This is a genomic window from Actinomyces graevenitzii C83, assembly GCF_000239695.1.
Lineage (GTDB): Bacteria > Actinomycetota > Actinomycetes > Actinomycetales > Actinomycetaceae > Actinomyces > Actinomyces graevenitzii.
This window is the reverse complement of record NZ_JH470338.1, coordinates 784,412-803,100: the sequence shown is the minus strand read 5'-3', so window position 1 is coordinate 803,100 and position 18,689 is coordinate 784,412. Positions and strand designations below refer to the sequence as shown.

11 protein-coding genes, 1 tRNA gene and 2 pseudogenes are annotated in these 18,689 nt (G+C 57.6%); 11 read left to right on the top strand and 3 right to left on the bottom strand.

Going from position 1 to position 18,689, the window contains the following annotated elements; all coding sequences use genetic code 11:
* Nucleotides 1-123 precede the first annotated feature (123 nt).
* The 8 genes from HMPREF0045_RS10930 (at nucleotide 124) to fumC (ending at nucleotide 6,926) form a co-directional block, all read left to right on the top strand.
* Nucleotides 124-423, top strand: a complete 300-nt coding sequence (locus tag HMPREF0045_RS10930; RefSeq protein ID WP_050807458.1) for a hypothetical protein — start codon at nucleotides 124-126, stop codon at nucleotides 421-423.
* A 398-nt stretch (nucleotides 424-821) separates the two neighbouring features.
* Nucleotides 822-1,943, top strand: a complete 1,122-nt coding sequence (locus tag HMPREF0045_RS09520; RefSeq protein ID WP_146002402.1) for a hypothetical protein — start codon at nucleotides 822-824, stop codon at nucleotides 1,941-1,943.
* A 163-nt stretch (nucleotides 1,944-2,106) separates the two neighbouring features.
* Nucleotides 2,107-2,180 (top strand) — tRNA-Met (locus tag HMPREF0045_RS03510).
* Between the two features lie 53 nt (nucleotides 2,181-2,233).
* On the top strand, nucleotides 2,234-3,064 hold the full coding sequence (locus tag HMPREF0045_RS03505) for an ATP-binding cassette domain-containing protein (protein WP_005985579.1): 831 nt from the start codon (nucleotides 2,234-2,236) through the stop codon (nucleotides 3,062-3,064).
* Nucleotides 3,061-3,690, top strand: a complete 630-nt coding sequence (locus tag HMPREF0045_RS03500) for an ABC transporter permease (RefSeq protein ID WP_005985577.1) — start codon at nucleotides 3,061-3,063, stop codon at nucleotides 3,688-3,690. The genes HMPREF0045_RS03505 and HMPREF0045_RS03500 overlap by 4 nt, the downstream gene beginning before the upstream one ends.
* Complete coding sequence (locus HMPREF0045_RS03495) at nucleotides 3,687-4,358, top strand: ABC transporter permease (RefSeq protein ID WP_005985575.1); 672 nt, start codon at nucleotides 3,687-3,689, stop codon at nucleotides 4,356-4,358. Before HMPREF0045_RS03500 ends, HMPREF0045_RS03495 begins: the two co-directional genes overlap by 4 nt.
* A complete protein-coding gene (locus HMPREF0045_RS03490; protein ID WP_005985563.1) occupies nucleotides 4,355-5,302 on the top strand; it encodes an ABC transporter substrate-binding protein in 948 nt (315 codons plus the stop codon). Before HMPREF0045_RS03495 ends, HMPREF0045_RS03490 begins: the two co-directional genes overlap by 4 nt.
* A gap of 220 nt (nucleotides 5,303-5,522) precedes the next feature.
* The gene (fumC, locus tag HMPREF0045_RS03485; protein ID WP_005985561.1) at nucleotides 5,523-6,926 is read left to right on the top strand and encodes a class II fumarate hydratase; all 1,404 of its coding nucleotides are present in this window, start codon (nucleotides 5,523-5,525) and stop codon (nucleotides 6,924-6,926) included.
* A 144-nt stretch (nucleotides 6,927-7,070) separates the two neighbouring features.
* Here fumC and HMPREF0045_RS03480 read toward each other — a convergent pair whose 3' ends face one another.
* From HMPREF0045_RS03480 to HMPREF0045_RS03470, 3 genes are read right to left on the bottom strand one after another with little or no spacing between them, the layout of a single operon-like run.
* Nucleotides 7,071-10,457: a DUF499 domain-containing protein gene (locus HMPREF0045_RS03480; protein WP_005985559.1), complete on the bottom strand. Its 3,387-nt coding sequence runs from the start codon at nucleotides 10,455-10,457 to the stop codon at nucleotides 7,071-7,073.
* Nucleotides 10,458-10,471: 14 nt separating this feature from the next.
* Nucleotides 10,472-13,234, bottom strand: coding sequence for a DUF1156 domain-containing protein (locus tag HMPREF0045_RS03475; RefSeq protein ID WP_005985557.1), 2,763 nt, complete (start codon nucleotides 13,232-13,234; stop codon nucleotides 10,472-10,474).
* Between the two features lie 30 nt (nucleotides 13,235-13,264).
* A complete protein-coding gene (locus tag HMPREF0045_RS03470; protein WP_005985555.1) occupies nucleotides 13,265-16,795 on the bottom strand; it encodes a helicase-related protein in 3,531 nt (1,176 codons plus the stop codon).
* Nucleotides 16,796-16,943: 148 nt separating this feature from the next.
* On the opposite strand from HMPREF0045_RS03470, the gene HMPREF0045_RS03465 reads away from it, so the two are divergent.
* From HMPREF0045_RS03465 to HMPREF0045_RS03455, 3 genes and pseudogenes are all read left to right on the top strand, one after another.
* Nucleotides 16,944-17,369, top strand: coding sequence for an OsmC family protein (locus HMPREF0045_RS03465; RefSeq protein ID WP_034502152.1), 426 nt, complete (start codon nucleotides 16,944-16,946; stop codon nucleotides 17,367-17,369).
* A 1-nt stretch (nucleotide 17,370) separates the two neighbouring features.
* Nucleotides 17,371-17,631: pseudogene (gene thyA / locus HMPREF0045_RS10005) on the top strand (thymidylate synthase); the annotation flags it as partial.
* A pseudogene (locus HMPREF0045_RS03455) lies at nucleotides 17,619-18,674 on the top strand (class II fumarate hydratase); the annotation flags it as partial. The pseudogenes thyA and HMPREF0045_RS03455, both read left to right, overlap by 13 nt.
* Nucleotides 18,675-18,689: the final 15 nt, after the last annotated feature.

Here is an 18,689-nt window from a genome sequence, read left to right as displayed (position 1 = left end):
ACGATGGCGGTGGGCATACACGCACGAACGACTCGTGCGGGCCCGCAACAGTGTGAACCGGCTCATCGGAGCCGAGGTGTTGTTCACCTACACGACCCCCAGTTTGAGGGGGCGTTGCCGGCGATGAACAACCAGATCGAAGGCGCGACCAACGCGCCCTTGCGTCAACTGTTGCGCGACCACCGGGGAATGCGGCTGACCCGCCGGATCAAAGCGATCTTCTGGTGGTGCTACATGCACACCGAAAACCCGCTCCCACCAGCCCAGATCCTCAAAATCATGCCCACAGACACCCAGATTGAAGCCCAATGGGAACACGCCTCGCGCACACACCCCGCAGCCGGTGTCATCCCCAGATGGGGCGACGCTATCGCCTGGCACGACCTCCACCACACAAGCCCCCACCGAAACAACTGGGACTAACCCTCCACCAACTCTTTTTGTCCTTTAACCCCTTTAAGCCGGGTTAATTTTGAATTGTGGTCACGATGCCCACAGTTTTATTTGTTATATGTCGGTCGTCATAGTGCAGCTGTGAACTATGACTTAAATGCTGCCTTAGGGGACTTAACCCCATGTAGCATATGCCCAGCTGGGAGTATGATGTTGGGGTGCTGGAGAGACTCTAAAACTAGCCTGAATGTTAAGTAACATCATGGTTAATTGTAAGTATTAAATTACTAATCATTCTAACTAGTAGTTGGTTACTACTGATTAAAAGAATTTGTGAGTCAAATATCCTGAAATCTTTTTCAACGGCGTGTTAACCTTGCGTTGGATTGGAGAATGCTTTGGAAGAATCTATTACTGAACCTATTGATATGAGTCAGCTCGCCAGTGGTGCCGGCGCTGACACTACAGCAGCGCGCAGTGAAGATGCCCAGGCTACCCAGGAAGACACTCTCGCCCAGGCAGCTGAGACTGAATCTGAGACTGCTTCGCAGGCGGGTGCTGTTAAACGGGCTGAAGAGCAAGCTCGCGTGCGTCGCAATGTAGTTGCTGGCATTAGTGCCCTTTCGGCAGCAGCTTTGCTGATTATTGGCGGCATCGGGGTAGCCTCGATGAACCGAGGTCAGGATCTAGATGGCAACCTAGCTAAAGTTAATGCGGTGGCCACCCAGTGTCCTAACTCTCCGCAGCAGCTGGCGGCCTACAGCTCCTTGGTGAATGAAATTAAGGATGCTGAAAATACGGTTAAGCGTCAGCGCGACAAAGTCGACGAAAAACTCATTAAGTCATTAGAACAAGAAATTGAGAAGTCGCGGCGGCTGACGGTATATGACGGCACTGACTGCAATAAGGTCAGCGCTTCAGCTAGCCGTATCGACAAGTCCTTTGATGCCTTGGCGGCAGCTCATGACGCGGTGCTAAACAGCGTAGGCCTGGGTGCAGGAGCCAACACTGAAGACCTAACCGAGGAAGAGCGCCAGGCTGTAGCGGCTCGCGAAAGTCGCCGTGAGGCCCGCAAGGAGCGTCAGCAGGCAGCTAGCGTAGCTCCGGCCGCGCAGCCCACCTCGCACATCAAGACCACTACCAGTAAGAGCGGTAGCAACTCCGGTAACTCTTCTTCCGGAACTGGCTCTAACGGCTCCGCCAGTAAGCCCGGTGGTTCGAGCAACAACTCGGGCTCTGGGGGCTCTGGCGGCGGGTCTAATAACGGCTCTGGTAACGGTAGTGGCTCGGGCAACGGCTCTGGCAATGGCGGTTCCGGGGGAGGGTCTAATAACGACTCTGGTAACGGTGGCGGCTCAGCTACGACGGCGCCCCAGGCTCCCTCTGAACCGATTGTGGTGCCCACGGTGCACCCTGACCCGGTAACCTCCCCACAGCCGGTAGTGCCTGAACCGGCTCCCACCGGTGGTGGCGACGGCGGCGGTGAAAGCCCCAGCCCAGACCCTGGCCAGCCCGGTGACGGTAATGGTGACACAGTAGGACAAGACTGAACTTAATGGTGGATTGACGCAAAACCCGCGTCAATCCACCATTTTTACTGGAGTTACCGCTAAAAATAGCGTAAAATATGACCTTCCTTACCATCGGGTGAGTAAGGCCATGCCTTGCCGGCTTGCATAGTGCCTGCTTGGCTAGTAATGTTTATTTCACCGACGCGGGGTGGAGCAGTTCGGTAGCTCGCCGGGCTCATAACCCGGAGGTCGCAGGTTCGAATCCTGTCCCCGCTACGAGTTGGCCCAAGGCTTAGCCTTGGGTCTTTTTTACACCAAAGCGAGGCCCCATGATTCGTTTTGAAAATGTCAGCAAAAGCTATGACAAGGGCGTTACTTTTGCAGTAAAAAACTTCTCCCTAGAAGTTAAACACCACTCAACTACAGTGCTGCTGGGCACCTCAGGCTGCGGTAAAACCTCACTACTGCGCATGGTAAACGCCATGGTTAGGCCCACCAGCGGCAAAGTATGGGTACGCGGTAAGAATGTAGCTGAAAGTGACCCAGTGAAACTACGGCGCTCGATCGGTTATGTAATCCAAGACGGTGGCCTGTTTCCCCACCGTAATGTGCTAGAAAACATTGCCACGGTACCACTGCTAGAAGGTGTCAGCCGCGCTAAAGCCCGCCGGCGTGCCCTGGAACTACTTGAACTGGTTGGGCTTGAAAGCGACTATGCTAGCCGTTTCCCAGCGCAGCTCTCTGGTGGCCAACGCCAGCGCGTAGGGGTAGCCAGAGCCCTGGCTAACAAAACGGATATCCTACTGATGGATGAGCCTTTTGGGGCGTTAGATCCAATTGTGCGCACCCAGCTGCAAGAGCAGGTGGCTTGGCTGCGTGATCAAGTAGGTACCACCATTTTGCTGGTTACTCACGACGTTGACGAAGCCTTCAAGCTAGGTGACCAGATAGTGGTGCTAGAAACTGGCGCTAAAATCGCACAGGCAGGCGACGCCCGCACGCTACTAAACCAAAGCGCAAACCAGTTTGTGTCCGACTTTATTGGCCGCTCCCAGGCCGCGCGTAGATTGCAGGTGGACGAGGCGGGTCTAGTTACTGACTTGCTCGGGGTCCCGGTAGGCAAACTAGCAGCCAGCTCACAGACCAAGGCGCGCCCATGAACTGGCTGATTCATAACTACGCCTGGGTGCTGGAGCTGCTTGGGCAGCATCTAGTTATTGCTGTAAGCGCGATTGTTGTCGCCTTAGTTATCTCCATTCCACTAGGGCGGGCGGCGGTTAACTCTGCTTTTGGTCGGGGCCTGGTCAGTGTAGTTGGAGCAATGTATGCGCTGCCTTCACTGGCCTTACTTATTTTGGTGCCGGTCATTATTGGTACCCCACTGCGCTCTAGCCTCAATATGGTGATTGTGCTGAGCATTTACGGGGTAGCCATTATGGCTGGCCCCTGTGTGCAAGCTTTTAGTGGCCTGCCTGAACAAGTGTTGTTAAGTGCTGATGCCTGTGGCTATGGGCGTTTGCGCCGCTGGTGGCAAATCGAGTTGCCGCTGGCTTTGGCGGTGATTGCTAGTGCCGCGCGGGTACTGGTTACTTCCACTATCTCTTTGGTTACGGTGGCAGCGTTCATTGGTATTTCAAGCCTGGGTACTTTGCTTACTGATGGTTTCCAACGTGGTATCAGCGCTGAGGTGATCACCGGTTTGGTAGTTACGATTATTTTGGCTTTGCTACTAGATGGGTTAGTGGCTTTAGCTCACTGGTTGCTTAGCGGTTGGAGGCGCGCATGAGCTTAATTCTTGCGGCTGCTACGTGGATTGCCGACGGCGCCAATTGGCTAGGTCAACGCGGTATTGCTTGGCGCCTGGTACAGCATTTAGGAGTTAGCGCCCTAGTGCTAGTAATCAGTGCGGTGATTGCGCTGCCGCTGGGGATCTATATTGGTCACAGCGGGCGAGGTAAATGGCTGATTAATCTAACCGGCGCGGTGCGGGCGATACCTACGCTGGGTTTACTGACCCTGTTTGGGCTTTGGATCGGTATTGGCCTGCCGGCGCCAGTGTTGGCGCTAGTTGCTTTAGCGATTCCACCTTTGCTAGCTGGAGCCTACAGTGGCGTAGCCGGGGCGCCACCTAGCGTAGTGGATGCTGCGCGGGCTCTGGGTATGAAAGAAAGTGAAATTCTTAGCCAAATCGAACTTCCCCTGGCTCAGCCCTTGCTGGTTGCAGGCCTGCGCAGCGCTAGTTTGCAGGTGATAGCTACCGCCACATTAGCTGCCTATACCGCCAACTATGGGCTGGGGCGTCTGCTTTACTTAGGCCTGAAAACCCGCAACTATCCGCAAATGATTGCCGGCGCCATACTGGTAGTGGCCCTAGCTTTGCTGGTCGATTGGCTGCTCGGCCTGTGTCAACACCGCATTGAAAGACAGCTAAGCGCAACTAAGGTGGGTAAATGAAAACGCACAAACTTAGTCGGGCACATGCCGCCACTTATATGGCTACTCGTCGCACGGTTTTAACCGGAGCATTGGCCGGGATTGGCACTTTAGTGGGCGGCTGTGGCACCGAGCAGAGCCTGGCCGGATCCGCTGGGGACACTAATACTTTGGTGATAGGCAGCCAGGACTACTACTCCAACGAGATCATTGCCGAGATCTACGCCCAGGGCCTAGAAAAGCTAGGCTACAAAATTGACCGCCAAATGCGTATTGGTCAGCGAGAAATCTACATGCCTGAGCTTAAAGCTGGCGCCATTGATCTGCTACCGGACTACACCGGTAACCTGCTGCAGTTTTTAAACCCGAAAGCTACCGTGACGGCGTCGCAGGCAGTTTACAACCAACTGCGTGAAGTTTTACCTGATGGTTTGCGGATCCTTAACCAAGCTCCCGCTAGTGACCAAGACTCATATGTGGTTAGCGCCAAACTAGCGAAGCGTTACAACCTAAAACAGATTGGTGACCTGCGCGCAGTGCCAAACTTGGTGCTAGGAGGTAACTCAGAGCTAGAGACCCGCCCCTATGGGCCCAAAGGGCTCAAAAGTATCTACGGAGTTAACGCTAAATTCTCGCCAATCGAGGATTCCGGTGGTGCGCTCACCGTTAAGGCACTACGCGATAACTCCATTCAGCTTGCCGACATCTACTCCTCAGATCCGGTTTTAGCCGGCTCTGACCTGGTGGTCCTGGCTGACCCCAAGAGTCTATTCCTCGCCTCCCAGGTAGTGCCGGTTATTTCTGAGCGTATAGATGAGCGCGCTGGCACTGAGATTAACCGCATCAGTGCGATGTTAACTTCACGTGCACTGATTGAAATGAACCACCAATCAACCAAGCTGCAACGCTCTGCCCGCGACATCGCTAAAGCCTGGCTGGCCACCCAAAGCGCCAACGCAAGCTAGTTTCACGTTAAACGTTTCTTAGGCCAGTGTTGAAAACGATGGTGCAAAGCCTTGTGCCAGCGCAAGTATCAGTGCCAAAGCGGCGTCGTCGTCGTCCAGACGCGCATATGACCTAACTATTGGCGAAAAGCTGCACTAATGGGGCCAAGGTGCTATTTCATGCTCTCCAGCTGGGATAGGCTTAGCTGCGTTAACGGATAACTGCGATGAAGGAGCAAACGTGAGTACACGTACCGAGTCCGACTCCATGGGGACCATTGAAGTTCCCGCCGACCACTACTGGGGCGCGCAGACCGAGCGCAGCCTGCACAACTTCGACATTGGTCGCAACACCTTCGTGTGGGGCCGTCCCATGGTTAAGGCCCTAGGGGTACTAAAGAAGTCCGCCGCCCTAGCCAACGCTGAACTAGGCGAACTACCCCAGGACATCGCAGACCTAATCGCCAAGGCCGGCGACGAGGTTATCTCCGGCAAGCTGGATGACGAATTCCCGCTAGTAGTGTTCCAGACCGGCTCTGGCACCCAGTCCAACATGAACGCCAACGAGGTCATCTCCAACCGCGCCATTGAGCTGGCCGGTGGGCAGATGGGCACCAAGACTCCGGTGCACCCCAACGACCACGTCAACCGTGGCCAGTCCTCCAACGACACTTTCCCCACCGCCATGCACATCGCTGTGGTCAGCGAGCTGCAGGAGATGTACCCCAAGGTCACCCAGCTGCGCGACACCCTAGACGCCAAGGCTAAGGAATACGCCGACGTGGTCATGGTGGGTCGCACCCACCTGCAGGATGCCACCCCCATCACCCTAGGGCAGGTAATTTCCGGTTGGGTTGCCCAGATTGACTTCGCCCTAGACGGCATCCGCTACGCCGACTCGCGCGCTCGCGAACTGGCCATCGGTGGTACCGCTGTGGGCACCGGCCTCAACGCCCACCCCGACTTCGGCGCGCTGACCGCTAAGAAGATCAGTGAAGAAACCGGTATCGAGTTCAAGCAGGCCGACAACCTATTCGCCGCTCTAAGCGCCCACGACGCCCTGGTGCTGGTCTCTGGCTCCCTGCGTGTGCTTGGTGACGCCCTGATGAAGATCGCCAACGACGTGCGCTGGTACGCCTCCGGCCCGCGTAACGGTATCGGCGAGCTGATCATCCCCGAAAACGAGCCCGGCTCCTCCATCATGCCCGGTAAGGTCAACCCCACCCAATGTGAGGCTATGACTATGGTGGCCGTGCAGGTATTTGGTAACGACGCCGCCGTTGGTTTCGCTGGCTCTCAGGGTAACTTCCAGCTCAACGTGTTCAAGCCGGTTATGGCCTGGAACGTACTGGAGTCCATCCGCCTGCTAGGCGACGCTTGCGTCTCCTTCGACGTGCACTGCGCCTACGGCATTGAGCCCAACTACGCCAAGATCAAGCACAACCTGGACATCAACCTGATGCAGGTGACCGCGCTTAACCGTCACATTGGCTACGACAAGGCTTCCAAGATCGCCAAGAACGCTCACCACAAGGGCATCTCGCTGCGCGAGTCCGCTCTGGAGCTAGGTTTCCTAACCGACGCCGAGTTTGACGCTTGGGTTGTGCCCGCCGACATGACACACCCCAGCGCCGCTGACAAGTAAGCCTACTAGGTATTACTCGCATTTATGCCCCGGTTTGGACCTGATCTGCCTCCCGTTTCTTGGACATCGAAATTGAAGTCTAGGGAATGGGAGGCTTTTCATGTCTGTGGATCTGCGGTTGAGGCATGATCGTTTGCTTCGGGATCATTCATCGAAGCCGTAGCTGCGGAATCGGAGGTTTGCCGAGTTTTCACTCACGGTACGCCGCACGGAGCTATCAAATTCTTGATCTGCTTCGGCCTCAATCTCCAGACGTACTGACAGCCGAGCGCCGGCAGTACGCAGATGGTCCAGGACCTCCGTGTTGATGGAGATCAACTGTTTGCTAAAACCGGAGGCCTCCAGCTCGATGGAAGCCCAGTAACGCCGGGGTCCGGGCTGCGGCGACAGTGCGACCGCATTGTCACCCGGGTGCGTCCTCGTGTTGTCAACCGGGCCGGTAGGCCCACTCCCTGAGTCGCCGACTCCCGTGGAATCGTTCGCGATCGTTCCCCCGGGCTCCGCCGCACCGCGTCCGCGTGCCGCTTCCTCAGCCTCCACCTGGTTCCGCGCCTTTTCCAGCGAGACCAGCAGCGTGTTGTCCGTGACGGTGAAGTGTGCGCTATTGTCCGGCGGGATGACAAGCCCTACGTAAGAGCCTTCGGAGTTCTTACCCTTAGCCACGGCGAAGGTTGGTGACAGGCTGAGCAGCGCACCGGACACGGCGTCGTCGAGGACCTGGCGGTTCTTCAAGCGCAGCATGTAGGGGAACTTCGTGAACCACTCCCACAGAGTTTTGACGTTCACATCACCGTCCCGCTCCCAGACTGCGTTGAGCTCCTGGCTCAACACATGGTCGAGGTAGGAGGCGTCAAGGTCTGGGATCAGTGCTTCTTCCCTGCGTAGCTTCTCGGAAATAGCCGTCGCGATCTGCCCCGTTCCAGTGATCTTCGATGCTGAGAGCGCCAGGGGAGCACGTGGGTCATCCTGCACGGGGCAGACTACCCACACATAGGCTTCCCTCAGCAAGGCAGCAACCAGCGCGTCCGTCTGGTCGGTTTTCTCCTTCGCCTGCCTCAATTGCTGTGCAGACAGGTCAAGGGAGTCGGCGGAATCGCTGACTCTACGCCAGCCGAGATACTGGCGTGTCGCGGCTTCCAACCGGTCTATGGTGTCATAGTCGGCGGCGACAAACACGAGCGTGTTCTTGAACATACGCTGCGCGCGCTGGCCCGTCAACGTTCGCGTGATCCATACGTGAGCACTGCTCTTGTCATGGTCATTCTTGCGCCAGGTGTGGCGCGGGTGGACGACCACGAGGCGTGTGTCCATAGTGTCGGGCACGTCCGCCCCATTTTCCGGTGCCACGTGCACGGCGGCGAAGTCGCCGTGCTGGGAAGCGAACTCACGCTGGAGCCGCCGCTGAACCTCGGCGTACACGGTCTCTGTGTCTTCGCGCAGCTGCTCGGCGTACTCATTGGCGGTCTTTTGAACGGATGCCTGGGTGTCGAACCAGTATTGCCCGTTCTCCTCGTAGAAATGGATGGAGCGCTGCGACAGTTGCTCGAGGGCAGTCGGGAAGTTGCCGATGGCATCTCCTGGAACCGCAGTACCCAGCCACACGTTCTTCTTGTCTAGGCCCTTTGCCTTCGCACCGCTCCTGGGTGCGGAGCCGAAAAAGACAGTACGTGCCAGACGCTGTGTAATCAGTCGGTGCCCCAAGTTTGGCCGGTCGGAATCAATCGCTGCGGGTGTTGAATCAGGCCCGTCGATGTCGCTGTCGATAATCGCTTTCCACGAGTCGGGCAGGTACTGCGTCAGATCAGGGTTGATGCGCGAAGCGGAGGCCAAGACACTGCCTGGCTGGATGAGCGCGGAACGGTCATCTGCCCTCCACAGTTCGTAGACGATGTCGGACACGAGATTAAGGACCCCCCTGGTGCGCTGGAAGCGGTCCAGGGAGGACCAGTCGTCGTAGAGGCGGTCAAACAGTTCAGGATGCAGCGGGTAGGAGTCGCGGATCCGCTGTTCATAGTCGCTGGTCGCTGCTTCCTTGGGGAATGCACCGGGGTTGTCTCTATAGAGGCGCACGTAGGCTTTAGCAATCATGGCAATGCGCCCGTGCGCCTCTGGGGCGACGTCCTGGAACACGCGACGACGAACGATCTCGAAGGACTCATTCTTCGTCGAGGGCCGCCACTGGTCGGCGACACGGCCGATGACATTGAGAAGGCGTCCCAGGGCGAGGCGCCCGTTACGTCCTCCGACCTCGAGGTCGTTGGCTTGTTCCTCTACCTCGGCAGCATCCGAGGCAGGGATCGACACAAGGAGCATACATCCGTCCACTGCGGCAACGGCTTCGGCAAGGCTCTGAGCGAAGCTGAATTGCGTTTCAAAGTCGCCGGCGGGCACGTCACGGTCAACCAGCTGTCGCGCGTAGGCGACCCATTCGTCAATGAGAATGAGTACGGGACCGTAACGTTCGAGCAGAAGCCTGATTCCGTCGCCCGGACTGGTTCCAGCGGCGTCGTCCGCGGCAATCATGTCGTAGGCCTCGCGCCCACCGAGCTGCCACGCGAGTTCCCCCCAGATGGTATTCACCTGAGTTCCGTCCTCTTTCCTGGAACCCGAAGCCGGAGACAAACTTGTGCCGACGATGGCAACCCGCCGAACTGCGAGGGTATCGAAGACTTCGGTCCCCACACCTGAGTGGTCGATGATGTCCTGGATGGACTGCGGCAAACGCGCAGCGTGAACCCCTGAGAATAGATGATAGAGCGCGAGCATGGAATGAGTTTTACCGCCGCCAAAGTTAGTCTGCAGGTTGACGACCGGGCTTGCTCCTGCCTGGCCGGATATCCTGCGCAGCGCCCGGCCCAGGAGGTCGGTGAGGCCCTCGGTAAGGTAGGTGCGCTGGAAGAAGGCGACGGGATCCGCGTATTCGCGGTTCGGATTCTCGCCGATGGCGACCGTGTGCAGGTCGGCGGCAAACTCGGCGGAGGCGAATGAACCCCGCATGATCTCCTCGTGGGGGCGGATGAGGTCGCGCCAAGCGGTGAGCCCTTCCCCAGCTTCCAGTTTGACGGCGGTGCGCCTCCGGTACTCACTGTACGCTTGCTTGGACAGCATGGTGCGCTGAAGTTCTTGCTTGATTGCCTCGACGTCTGCGGCGGAGTCGGGGGCGTTCGCAGCACGCAGCAGCAGACCCATGGTATCCAGCGCCCGTAGCACCTGCTCGCTCTTGAATTGTTCGCCATGCGCCCACAAGTTGCGGACCTCACGCAGTTCCGACGCATAGGCCTGTTGGAAGCGACTGAGCACACCAGCGAAGGAACGGCCCCACTCGGTAATGGCACGAAGCTGCACCTGGGGGTCCGATTTTGTCAGTTTCCACGCTCTTCCGCCTTGCTTGCGGGCATCGACCTCCGCCATGCGGGTTGGCCAGTCCTCCGATCCGAAGACCTCCGTCATGACGGGGTCAACCAGGTCGAAAAGCCCTTCGGACAGCAGCGTGAAGCCACGGTCGATGCGCTCACGGTTGGTGAGTGCCATGAAATCCTCCTAGGTCAGATGTCGAGTGCCGACTGGACGCCGGCCGGCGTAGACGGGTGCTGTCTGGCCTTGAGCGACACGTCGCCCCAAGAGGTGACGAGGGCATTCAGGGCCTGCGCATCCTCACCATCTCCCTTCCTCTCGGCCTCGTGGAAGAGCAGGAAGCCCAGTTCCTTGATAGCGGGGAGCGGTATGGCTGCAGGCAATTTCGCGACGAGTCCTGCTACCTTTTCGATGCCCTCCGACTCCAGGAGTGCCGCGAGACGGAGCGTTGCCTCCCAAATTGACAAGCGTGAGTCAGACTCCGGATCCCACGCCGCGTCGAGCTCGCGGATACTGAGAAGGCATCCCTTTCCACCTGCCGTGGTGAAGATGCCACCGCGCTGCAGTTCCGCAATGGAGGTTTGTGTGGTCCTGGCCAACTGGTCAGCGATGCCCGAGTGTTCGGACCGCCACCCGTATTGGCGGTACCACCGCACGGCGAAGCGCGTGTCGGGGTCGAAATCGGATTCTTGTTCCCCGAGGACCTCGTCGAGGGTGCGGTTGATGAGTTCCAGGGCTTCACGTGCCCCGATGTCTTTTCCACTGGCGGAGCGCACGCGCGCGTAGCGGGAGAAGACGGCAACGCCCGGCCCGATGGCGGCCTGTGCCAAGTCAACGGGGGCAATGTCCCCCTGCATCAGGGTCCGCAAAGCATCCGGAAGCTCCGCCTTCATACGCTGCACGAAGGCACGCTGTGTTGTGGTCGGCGCATCGTCAGGCCTCGGGCGACATGCTAGAACGATAGACGAGGCCAGCGCATTGGTTCCCTGCGAGAGCATCCGATTGGTTAGCTCACTGCGCACCGGCCATGTGGCTGTCACTTCCCAGCCCGCACCGATCAGGCCATCGAGCAGGGTATGCCACCCCGTCGACGTCTTGCCTTCTTTACCGTTGTCCTGCTGCTTATAGGCATAGTAGACGGTCATCGGCACGTCCGGATTAGCTCCCTGACGGATGCGCCCGAATACTGTGTTAAAGCCGTTGACAAAGAACTCAGCAGCTTGCTCTTTCCCATCATGGCGGTACGGGTTAGCGACGAGCTCCTCCGCCTTGGGTGTGAGCATCGTGGAGACCAATGACGGGTGGACATCCTGCAAGCACCGCCTCAACCAGACATAGAAAAAATCGGAGAGATCCGAGTACCCAATATTATCGTAATAGGGCGGATCGGTCGAGACTACAAGGCCAGAATATTCTCGCGCATCTGCGCTTAGCTGTCGAACTCTTGCGGATTCACTGGCAGGGAGGCGCTCAACCACTTTAGAAATCCATTTAAGTTGTCCAAGAAAATTGCCCGACGAGTTAGAAAACGGATTGGCCTCTGCATAGTCCCAAACCATTGAAATTGCCTGTCTTGAAAAAACATTGCGCATTTTTTCTCCGGTGTTATGCCAGCTACAGATCGACGACCAGTAGTCCGCACAACGACTAACGCTCAAAGCTAGGTACATCGCAACTGCATCTGCGTAAGCGCGAGCACCAGACCCTCCAGCCTCCAACGATTCACCTTCATCCATACCCGAGGCGAGCGCGTCAGAAAGAGCACACTGGCGCATCTCACCCACCAGGTTCGAGAAGGTTGTGAGTGCAACCAGCTGCCGATTTGTGAACAGATCTGAAAATTGTTTCATCCCATATGCAGGCGGAGAGAACCAACGAGGATTATCCGCCATATTGCCATCTATATCAACTATCGGACGCTCAATATCGGCGGCATTCCGTTGCTCGTCAGACGCGGATACGTAAATTCGCTCCTTATCCCCATTTCCCTTTTCTGCAACAACTGCAAGCAAATGACAACCAATACGTCCACGCTTTCCTTCAGAGCGCACATAGTCGTAATCGAATGGCGTGCCATCACCGATTGCTTTCGCGCCTTTCCGGAAACGAATGGTCCAGTCATCATCCCCTCTCGGTCCATTTGCGTCGTGGACAACCTCGTAGTGGACCTGGCCGTCACGAACTGTCGCGCGAATCCATGCTTCTTTCCCTTTCTTCTTTGACAGCCACCAGGAGTTCACCAGTGGCACTTCGATCGGATTGGCAGGGTTTGGGCTGGTAACGGTACGCGCCCATTTCCAGGCGATCACGGTGTGTTCCGTGCCCCCTGGCGCTTTGACCTTTGGGTAGAGGTGCCCGATGCGGCGCTCCGCTTCGTCCCGCATCTCCTTTCCATAGTATCGAATATCCTCCGCGAGTCCCTCTGCACCCTGGTATCCGTGCTGGTCTGCGATCCCCGGATGAACGGGGGCACCTCCTCGAAATCGTGGAGGAATATCGATCAGCGCTTTATTGATAAGAACTGCCAGCGGATTGAGGTCCGACGCCTCAGCATGACATCCGAGCCTCTGCGCCTCCAGGGGGATGGACCCGCCCCCCGCGAAAGGGTCGACGATGGCAGGAATGTTCCCCCCATTGGAACGACGAATCTCCGCGCGTGCCTGGTCCATCAGAGCTTTATCAGCGCTATTTTCCCATACGATTAACCGACTCATTAGCTCGTGCAAACGTGCACGCTCAGCATCCTGTTCTTCCGTGGTAGGGAATTCTTCGGGACGCGATGAAGGATCATCGACAAGTTGTGCGAACAGGATGGCACGAGCCGTCGCGAGCGGCTTACGCGACCAGTACAGATGCAGTGTGGACGGATGCCCGTGACGGATCGACTTTTCCCTCGCTGACGCTTCGTTGATCGCCTCAAGAGGCAGCGACGTCTCGATCAGTTTCTTCTTCATAGCAATACAGATTTCTCTACGACTTGATACTCACGCGGGTTGTGTCCCACGCTGCCAATACTTGTCCCACCGCTCATTGTACGAGAGCGTCGTCACGGCCGGATCGATGTGCGCGAACGGGTCGTACACATACCGAAGTTGATCATGGGCGGGTCCCCGTGGGCTGACACTCACGAGCGCCAGCACGTGGTGCTCCTGTTGCGTACGAGCAAAAGCCACCTCATTCGCTGTCACAGTGAAGGTGGAAGCACCTTCGATACGCCCCTTCACCTCAATAAACATCTGTTTACCTTCTGCATCAGTCGTGGAGATGTCGAATCCCGGGTTCGAGTGCGGCATCTCTCGAGGGCTACGCCCAAGCATCTGCTCTGCCTTCATCACCGCTGCGACAGCGCGTTGATCCACTTCTGCAGTATCACGCGCGAAGAGTGCAGACTGTCCACCTACAAGGGCCTCAGGAACAATCAGCGCGCGAGCGCACAGACGCGGCGATTTCGCTGTCAACTTAGCTGCAGCATCAAGCTCACCGATCCTGCGTTCCAAACGCTCTTCCATCTCACGAGCATGTCGCTGTGCTGATGCTGAACTTGTCCTCGGCGTCCTTCCGGCCAATTCTTCGTCGTGTGACATAGCAGCACGGTCGTACCACAGCTGAGCCTCAGCATTCAGACGATCCTTGACTTGAGTGCGGGTGCGCTCGATCTCATGATCGCGCTGCGCATGGATCTCCTTCATGCGTACCCGAACACCCTTCTCATATGCTGCAGAGCGGATCAGTTCCAACCGACCATGCTGATCAGGAACCTCGCAGGCCCGAGCATTCTCTACCTCGTCGGATCGGGGTGCATCGCAATCCAAGTAAGGGGGAATCTCGCTAACAGTTTCCGTAGTACCCGACAGAACGTAGTCGAAGTGGCGCGACACGACATGGCGCAGCCCGTCCGTGATCGTTTCTTCCACAATGCCGAGTAGCGTTGGCTCATTGACCAGGCCACGGCGATCAACAAGAACTGTTCCTCGCTCAAGTATGTGCGATAGATCCTCTAACGTGACTGCGATAAGTGCATCGAGCAATGGATGCCCCAGTGCGATGAGCGAGATTTCAAGCTTCGGGTCCGATGCTCCAGTAGGCACGAAGGTTACTCGCTCATAACGCTTCGGCAACGGGGCAGCCGGATTCAGGATCCGCGCGGCTCGCATCACCCGCGGGGGAACGCGGTGAATTTCGAATCTCCCTGGTTCACGTGCTTCAAGGCGCACACCAAGACGCCACAGGGCAGATCGCGTAAACGCCTCGATGTAACCCGGTTGCAGTCGGCGAACACGGGCACGCTCCATGAGCTCCCGGATAGCCTCCACGTTTGACTCTGTCGACATGTCTCGAACAAGCGCTCTTTCATCGATGAGAGCCTGGAGACCGTGGGACACAGACTCATCAATGACGCTACCCAAGCGCTCGCGCACCTCTGGCAGATCACCATAGCGAATGGCTTCCACAAGAAGCTCACGCAGCGGCTTGTTGTCGAAGATAGTCCCGCCGCCCAGCACATGGAACAGCTTTCCCATATATGCCTGATCCATCTGGTCGATCTTCGACAGCAAGGTAAGGAAAACATCACCCTCGCGCGTCCCTTTGGCCACCAGGTTCCACAGATGGCACACTTCCGACTGTCCAATTCGATGGATGCGCCCGAAGCGCTGCTCAATGCGATTAGGATTCCACGGCAGGTCATAGTTGACCATGAGGTGCGCGCGTTGCAGGTTTAGGCCTTCCCCGGCAGCGTCCGTGGCCAACAAGACCCGCACACTGGGGTTGTGCGTAAATTGCTCACGAATCGCCAACCGTGCGGCACGGGAGGTCCCACCGTGGATGACTTCTACTGCCTCGGATTTTCCAATATGTGCGGCTATTCTACGCTGGAGATAGTTGATCGTATCCCGATGCTCCGTAAACACAATGATCTTGCGAGGCACTCCGTCTGGATCTGTCAGAAGCTGCTCGGACAGAATCTGACGCAGCTCGTTCCACTTCCTGTCATCACTGGCGTTCCACACCGATTTGGACAGCGCGACGAGTTCCTCGAGAACACCAATTTCTCGAGCAAGTTCTTCCTTCGTTAATGCGGCAGTCGCGGAGTCGACAACCTGTTCCATCCGTTCCTCAAAACGCGCGCGTTCTGCTTCTGACATGTCGCCGTCAGCATCGTCGAAGTCATCAAGGTCAGCCATGGTCGCATACGCGTGGTCATAGGGATCGAAGAACTGCTCATCCGCTCCCGGCGAAGTGCCTCCGATGGCCCGGGTGCCTACGCGATCGATCTCATTCAGACGCTGCCGAAGTCGCTCCACGCGACGCTCAAGGGAGCGAGTAATCGCCTCTGGACTAGAGGCCAGACGACGCTGCAGAACGGTCAATGCAAAGCCGACGGAATTACGCCGACGTGACTGTCCTTGCTCCCCTATTCGATCCGCACGCCCCATCTCTGTACGGACATATTCGCTAACCCGGTTATACAGTTCTTGCTCAGCATCCGACAGGTCATACCCAACGGTATATGCACGACGCTCTGGGAAAAGCGGTTTCCCCTCAAAGGTCAACAGGTCTTCCTTCACCATCCTCCGCATCAGGCCACGGGTATCAGTCCGATGCCTCTCTGAACGATAAGGCCCCTCGAAACGATCCCGATCCAGCAATGTCAGAAAAAGCTGGAAGTCCTCTTCTTTCCCCGCATGCGGTGTTGCGGTCATCAGAAGGAAATGCTGCGCCCGCTGAGACAGCACTCTGCCCAACGTGAACCGCTTGGTGGTTTTCACTTCCCCATTCCACGATGTGTAGTGAGCGCTCATCCGGTGGGCCTCATCGACAATCGCAACGTCCCAGCTCACTTCACGCAGCTGATCTATCAGTTGCTCGTTACGTGAGACCTGGTCCATCCGAACAATCAGGTACGGGTGGTCGTCAAACACATTGCCCCGGGCAGACTCGACCATTGACATTGTCAAAACATCAAAAGAGAGTCCAAACTTCGTCTGCAGCTCTTCGTGCCATTGATCAGCCAAGCCACCGGGCGACACGATAAGCGCACGTTCGCAGTCGGAGCGTAGCATCATTTCTTTCAAGTACAGCCCCGCCATGATAGTTTTCCCAGCACCAGGATCATCCGCCAGCAAGAATCGCAACGGGACCTGCGGGAGCATATGCTCATAAACGGCACGAATCTGGTGGGGAAGCGGCTCGATATTCGAAGAAGACACCGCAGCCATCGGGTCGTACAACGCTGCATTTTTTATACGCAGAGCCTCTGCTGCCAACATAAATTCACGGGGATCCGCATCATATTTCGTCTGTTGACCGTCAGCATCAGCAATCATGATATGATCCAGATCATCCGCCGACAAAACGCGCGAATCGATGGCGCCGGTACCATCGCGGAAAATCACTTCCGACGCGGATTCCCCTACAGCATGCACGGAAATTACTTCAACGTTTTCTCGACCAACTAAACCCGAGAGACGCGTCCCGGGAGTAATACCACCGAGCCCCACTGCTCCAGCTTGCATGCTTTCCTGATCGCTCCCTTGAGAACAGCTGACAGATATCACATAAGCATACAGCAGAAGGCCAGCATCCCGAGGCCGCGCATCCGCCAGGAGTGATGTTGGTGTGCCCAGACGACAGACGGGACAACGAGGGGACACAATAGACCCCATGAGTGATACCCCTAAGTCTCTGTACATGCAGCGTACGGGCGTGCGTCAGTACGTCGCCCGCAACCAGGACGGCGCCGAGATCCGTATCGTCCACGGCCCCGGCCTCTTCTCCCCCGGCGACCTGCTCAAGCTCGCGATCGCGGGCTGCAACGCAATGAGCTCGGACGCGCGCCTGGCTGCCCGCCTCGGCGATGACTTCGAGCAGTTCGTCGGCGTGTCCGCTGACTACGACCAGGCGGGCGACCGCTTCACGCACGTGGACGTTGAGCTGGTCCAGGACATGTCCGCGCTGAGTGAGGACGAGATCGCTGACCTGCTGCGACGCGCAGAGTCCGCCATCGGGCGCAACTGCACGATCGAGCACTCGGTCGTCGACCAGGCCCTGCCGGCCTCGCGCACCTGGACCAACGAGCGGATCGACTGACGTGAGCGCCGTCGACCGCCAGTACGAGGACCTGCTGGCGCGCATTATGCGCGAGGGCACCCCCAAGGGTGACCGTACCGGCACGGGCACGCGTTCCTTGTTCGGGGCGCAGCTGCGCTACGACCTGTCCAAGGGCTTCCCGCTGATCACGACGAAGCGCGTGCACTTCAAATCGGTGGTCGGCGAGCTCCTGTGGTTCCTGTCGGGGTCGTCGAACGTGTCCTGGCTCCAGGACAACGGGATCCGCATCTGGAACGAGTGGGTGGCGTCATGGGATCCAAGACTCCCGTTCACCCGAATGATCACGTCAACCGTGGCCAGTCCTCAAATGACACCTTCCCCACCGCGATGCACATTGCTGTGGTCCAGGAGCTTCAGGCGATGTACCCGCGCGTTGAGCAGCTGCGCAACACCTTGGACAAGAAGTCGAAGTAATACGCCGACGTCGTCATGGTTGGCCGCACCCACCTGCAGGATGCCACCCCCATCACCCTAGGGCAGGTAATTTCCGGTTGGGTTGCCCAGATTGACTTCGCCCTAGACGGCATCCGCTACGCCGACTCGCGCGCTCGCGAACTGGCCATCGGTGGTACCGCTGTGGGCACCGGCCTCAACGCCCACCCCGACTTCGGCGCGCTGACCGCTAAGAAGATCAGTGAAGAAACCGGTATCGAGTTCAAGCAGGCCGACAACCTATTCGCCGCTCTAAGCGCCCACGACGCCCTGGTGCTGGTCTCTGGCTCCCTGCGTGTGCTTGGTGACGCCCTGATGAAGATCGCCAACGACGTGCGCTGGTACGCCTCCGGCCCGCGTAACGGTATCGGCGAGCTGATCATCCCCGAAAACGAGCCCGGCTCCTCCATCATGCCCGGTAAGGTCAACCCCACTCAGTGTGAGGCTATGACTATGGTGGCCGTGCAGGTATTTGGTAACGACGCCGCCGTTGGTTTCGCTGGTTCTCAGGGTAACTTCCAGCTCAACGTGTTCAAGCCGGTTATGGCCTGGAACGTACTGGAGTCCATCCGCCTGCTAGGCGACGCTTGCGTCTCCTTCGACGTGCACTGCGCCTACGGCATTGAGCCCAACTACGCCAAGATCAAGCACAACCTAGACATCAACTTGATGCAGGTAACCGCGCTTAACCGCCACATTGGCTACGACAAGGCCTCCAAGATCGCCAAGAACGCTCACCACAAGGGTATTTCGCTGCGCGAATCCGCCCTGGAGCTAGGCTTCCTAACCGACGCCGAGTTTGACGCTTGGGTTGTGCCCGCCGACATGACCCACCCCAGCGCAGCCAAGTGATCATTAGCTAGTTAA

Coding starts and splice junctions, on each gene's coding strand:
- HMPREF0045_RS10930 (WP_050807458.1), top strand. CDS start 124: ATGAACAACCAGATCGAAGGCGCGACCAACGCGCCCTTGCGTCAACTG.
- HMPREF0045_RS09520 (WP_146002402.1), top strand. CDS start 822: ATGAGTCAGCTCGCCAGTGGTGCCGGCGCTGACACTACAGCAGCGCGC.
- HMPREF0045_RS03505 (WP_005985579.1), top strand. CDS start 2,234: ATGATTCGTTTTGAAAATGTCAGCAAAAGCTATGACAAGGGCGTTACT.
- HMPREF0045_RS03500 (WP_005985577.1), top strand. CDS start 3,061: ATGAACTGGCTGATTCATAACTACGCCTGGGTGCTGGAGCTGCTTGGG.
- HMPREF0045_RS03495 (WP_005985575.1), top strand. CDS start 3,687: ATGAGCTTAATTCTTGCGGCTGCTACGTGGATTGCCGACGGCGCCAAT.
- HMPREF0045_RS03490 (WP_005985563.1), top strand. CDS start 4,355: ATGAAAACGCACAAACTTAGTCGGGCACATGCCGCCACTTATATGGCT.
- HMPREF0045_RS03480 (WP_005985559.1), bottom strand. CDS start 10,457: ATGGCACTCACCAACCGTGAGCGCATCGACCGTGGCTTCACGCTGCTG.
- HMPREF0045_RS03475 (WP_005985557.1), bottom strand. CDS start 13,234: ATGAAGAAGAAACTGATCGAGACGTCGCTGCCTCTTGAGGCGATCAAC.
- HMPREF0045_RS03470 (WP_005985555.1), bottom strand. CDS start 16,795: ATGCAAGCTGGAGCAGTGGGGCTCGGTGGTATTACTCCCGGGACGCGT.
- HMPREF0045_RS03465 (WP_034502152.1), top strand. CDS start 16,944: ATGAGTGATACCCCTAAGTCTCTGTACATGCAGCGTACGGGCGTGCGT.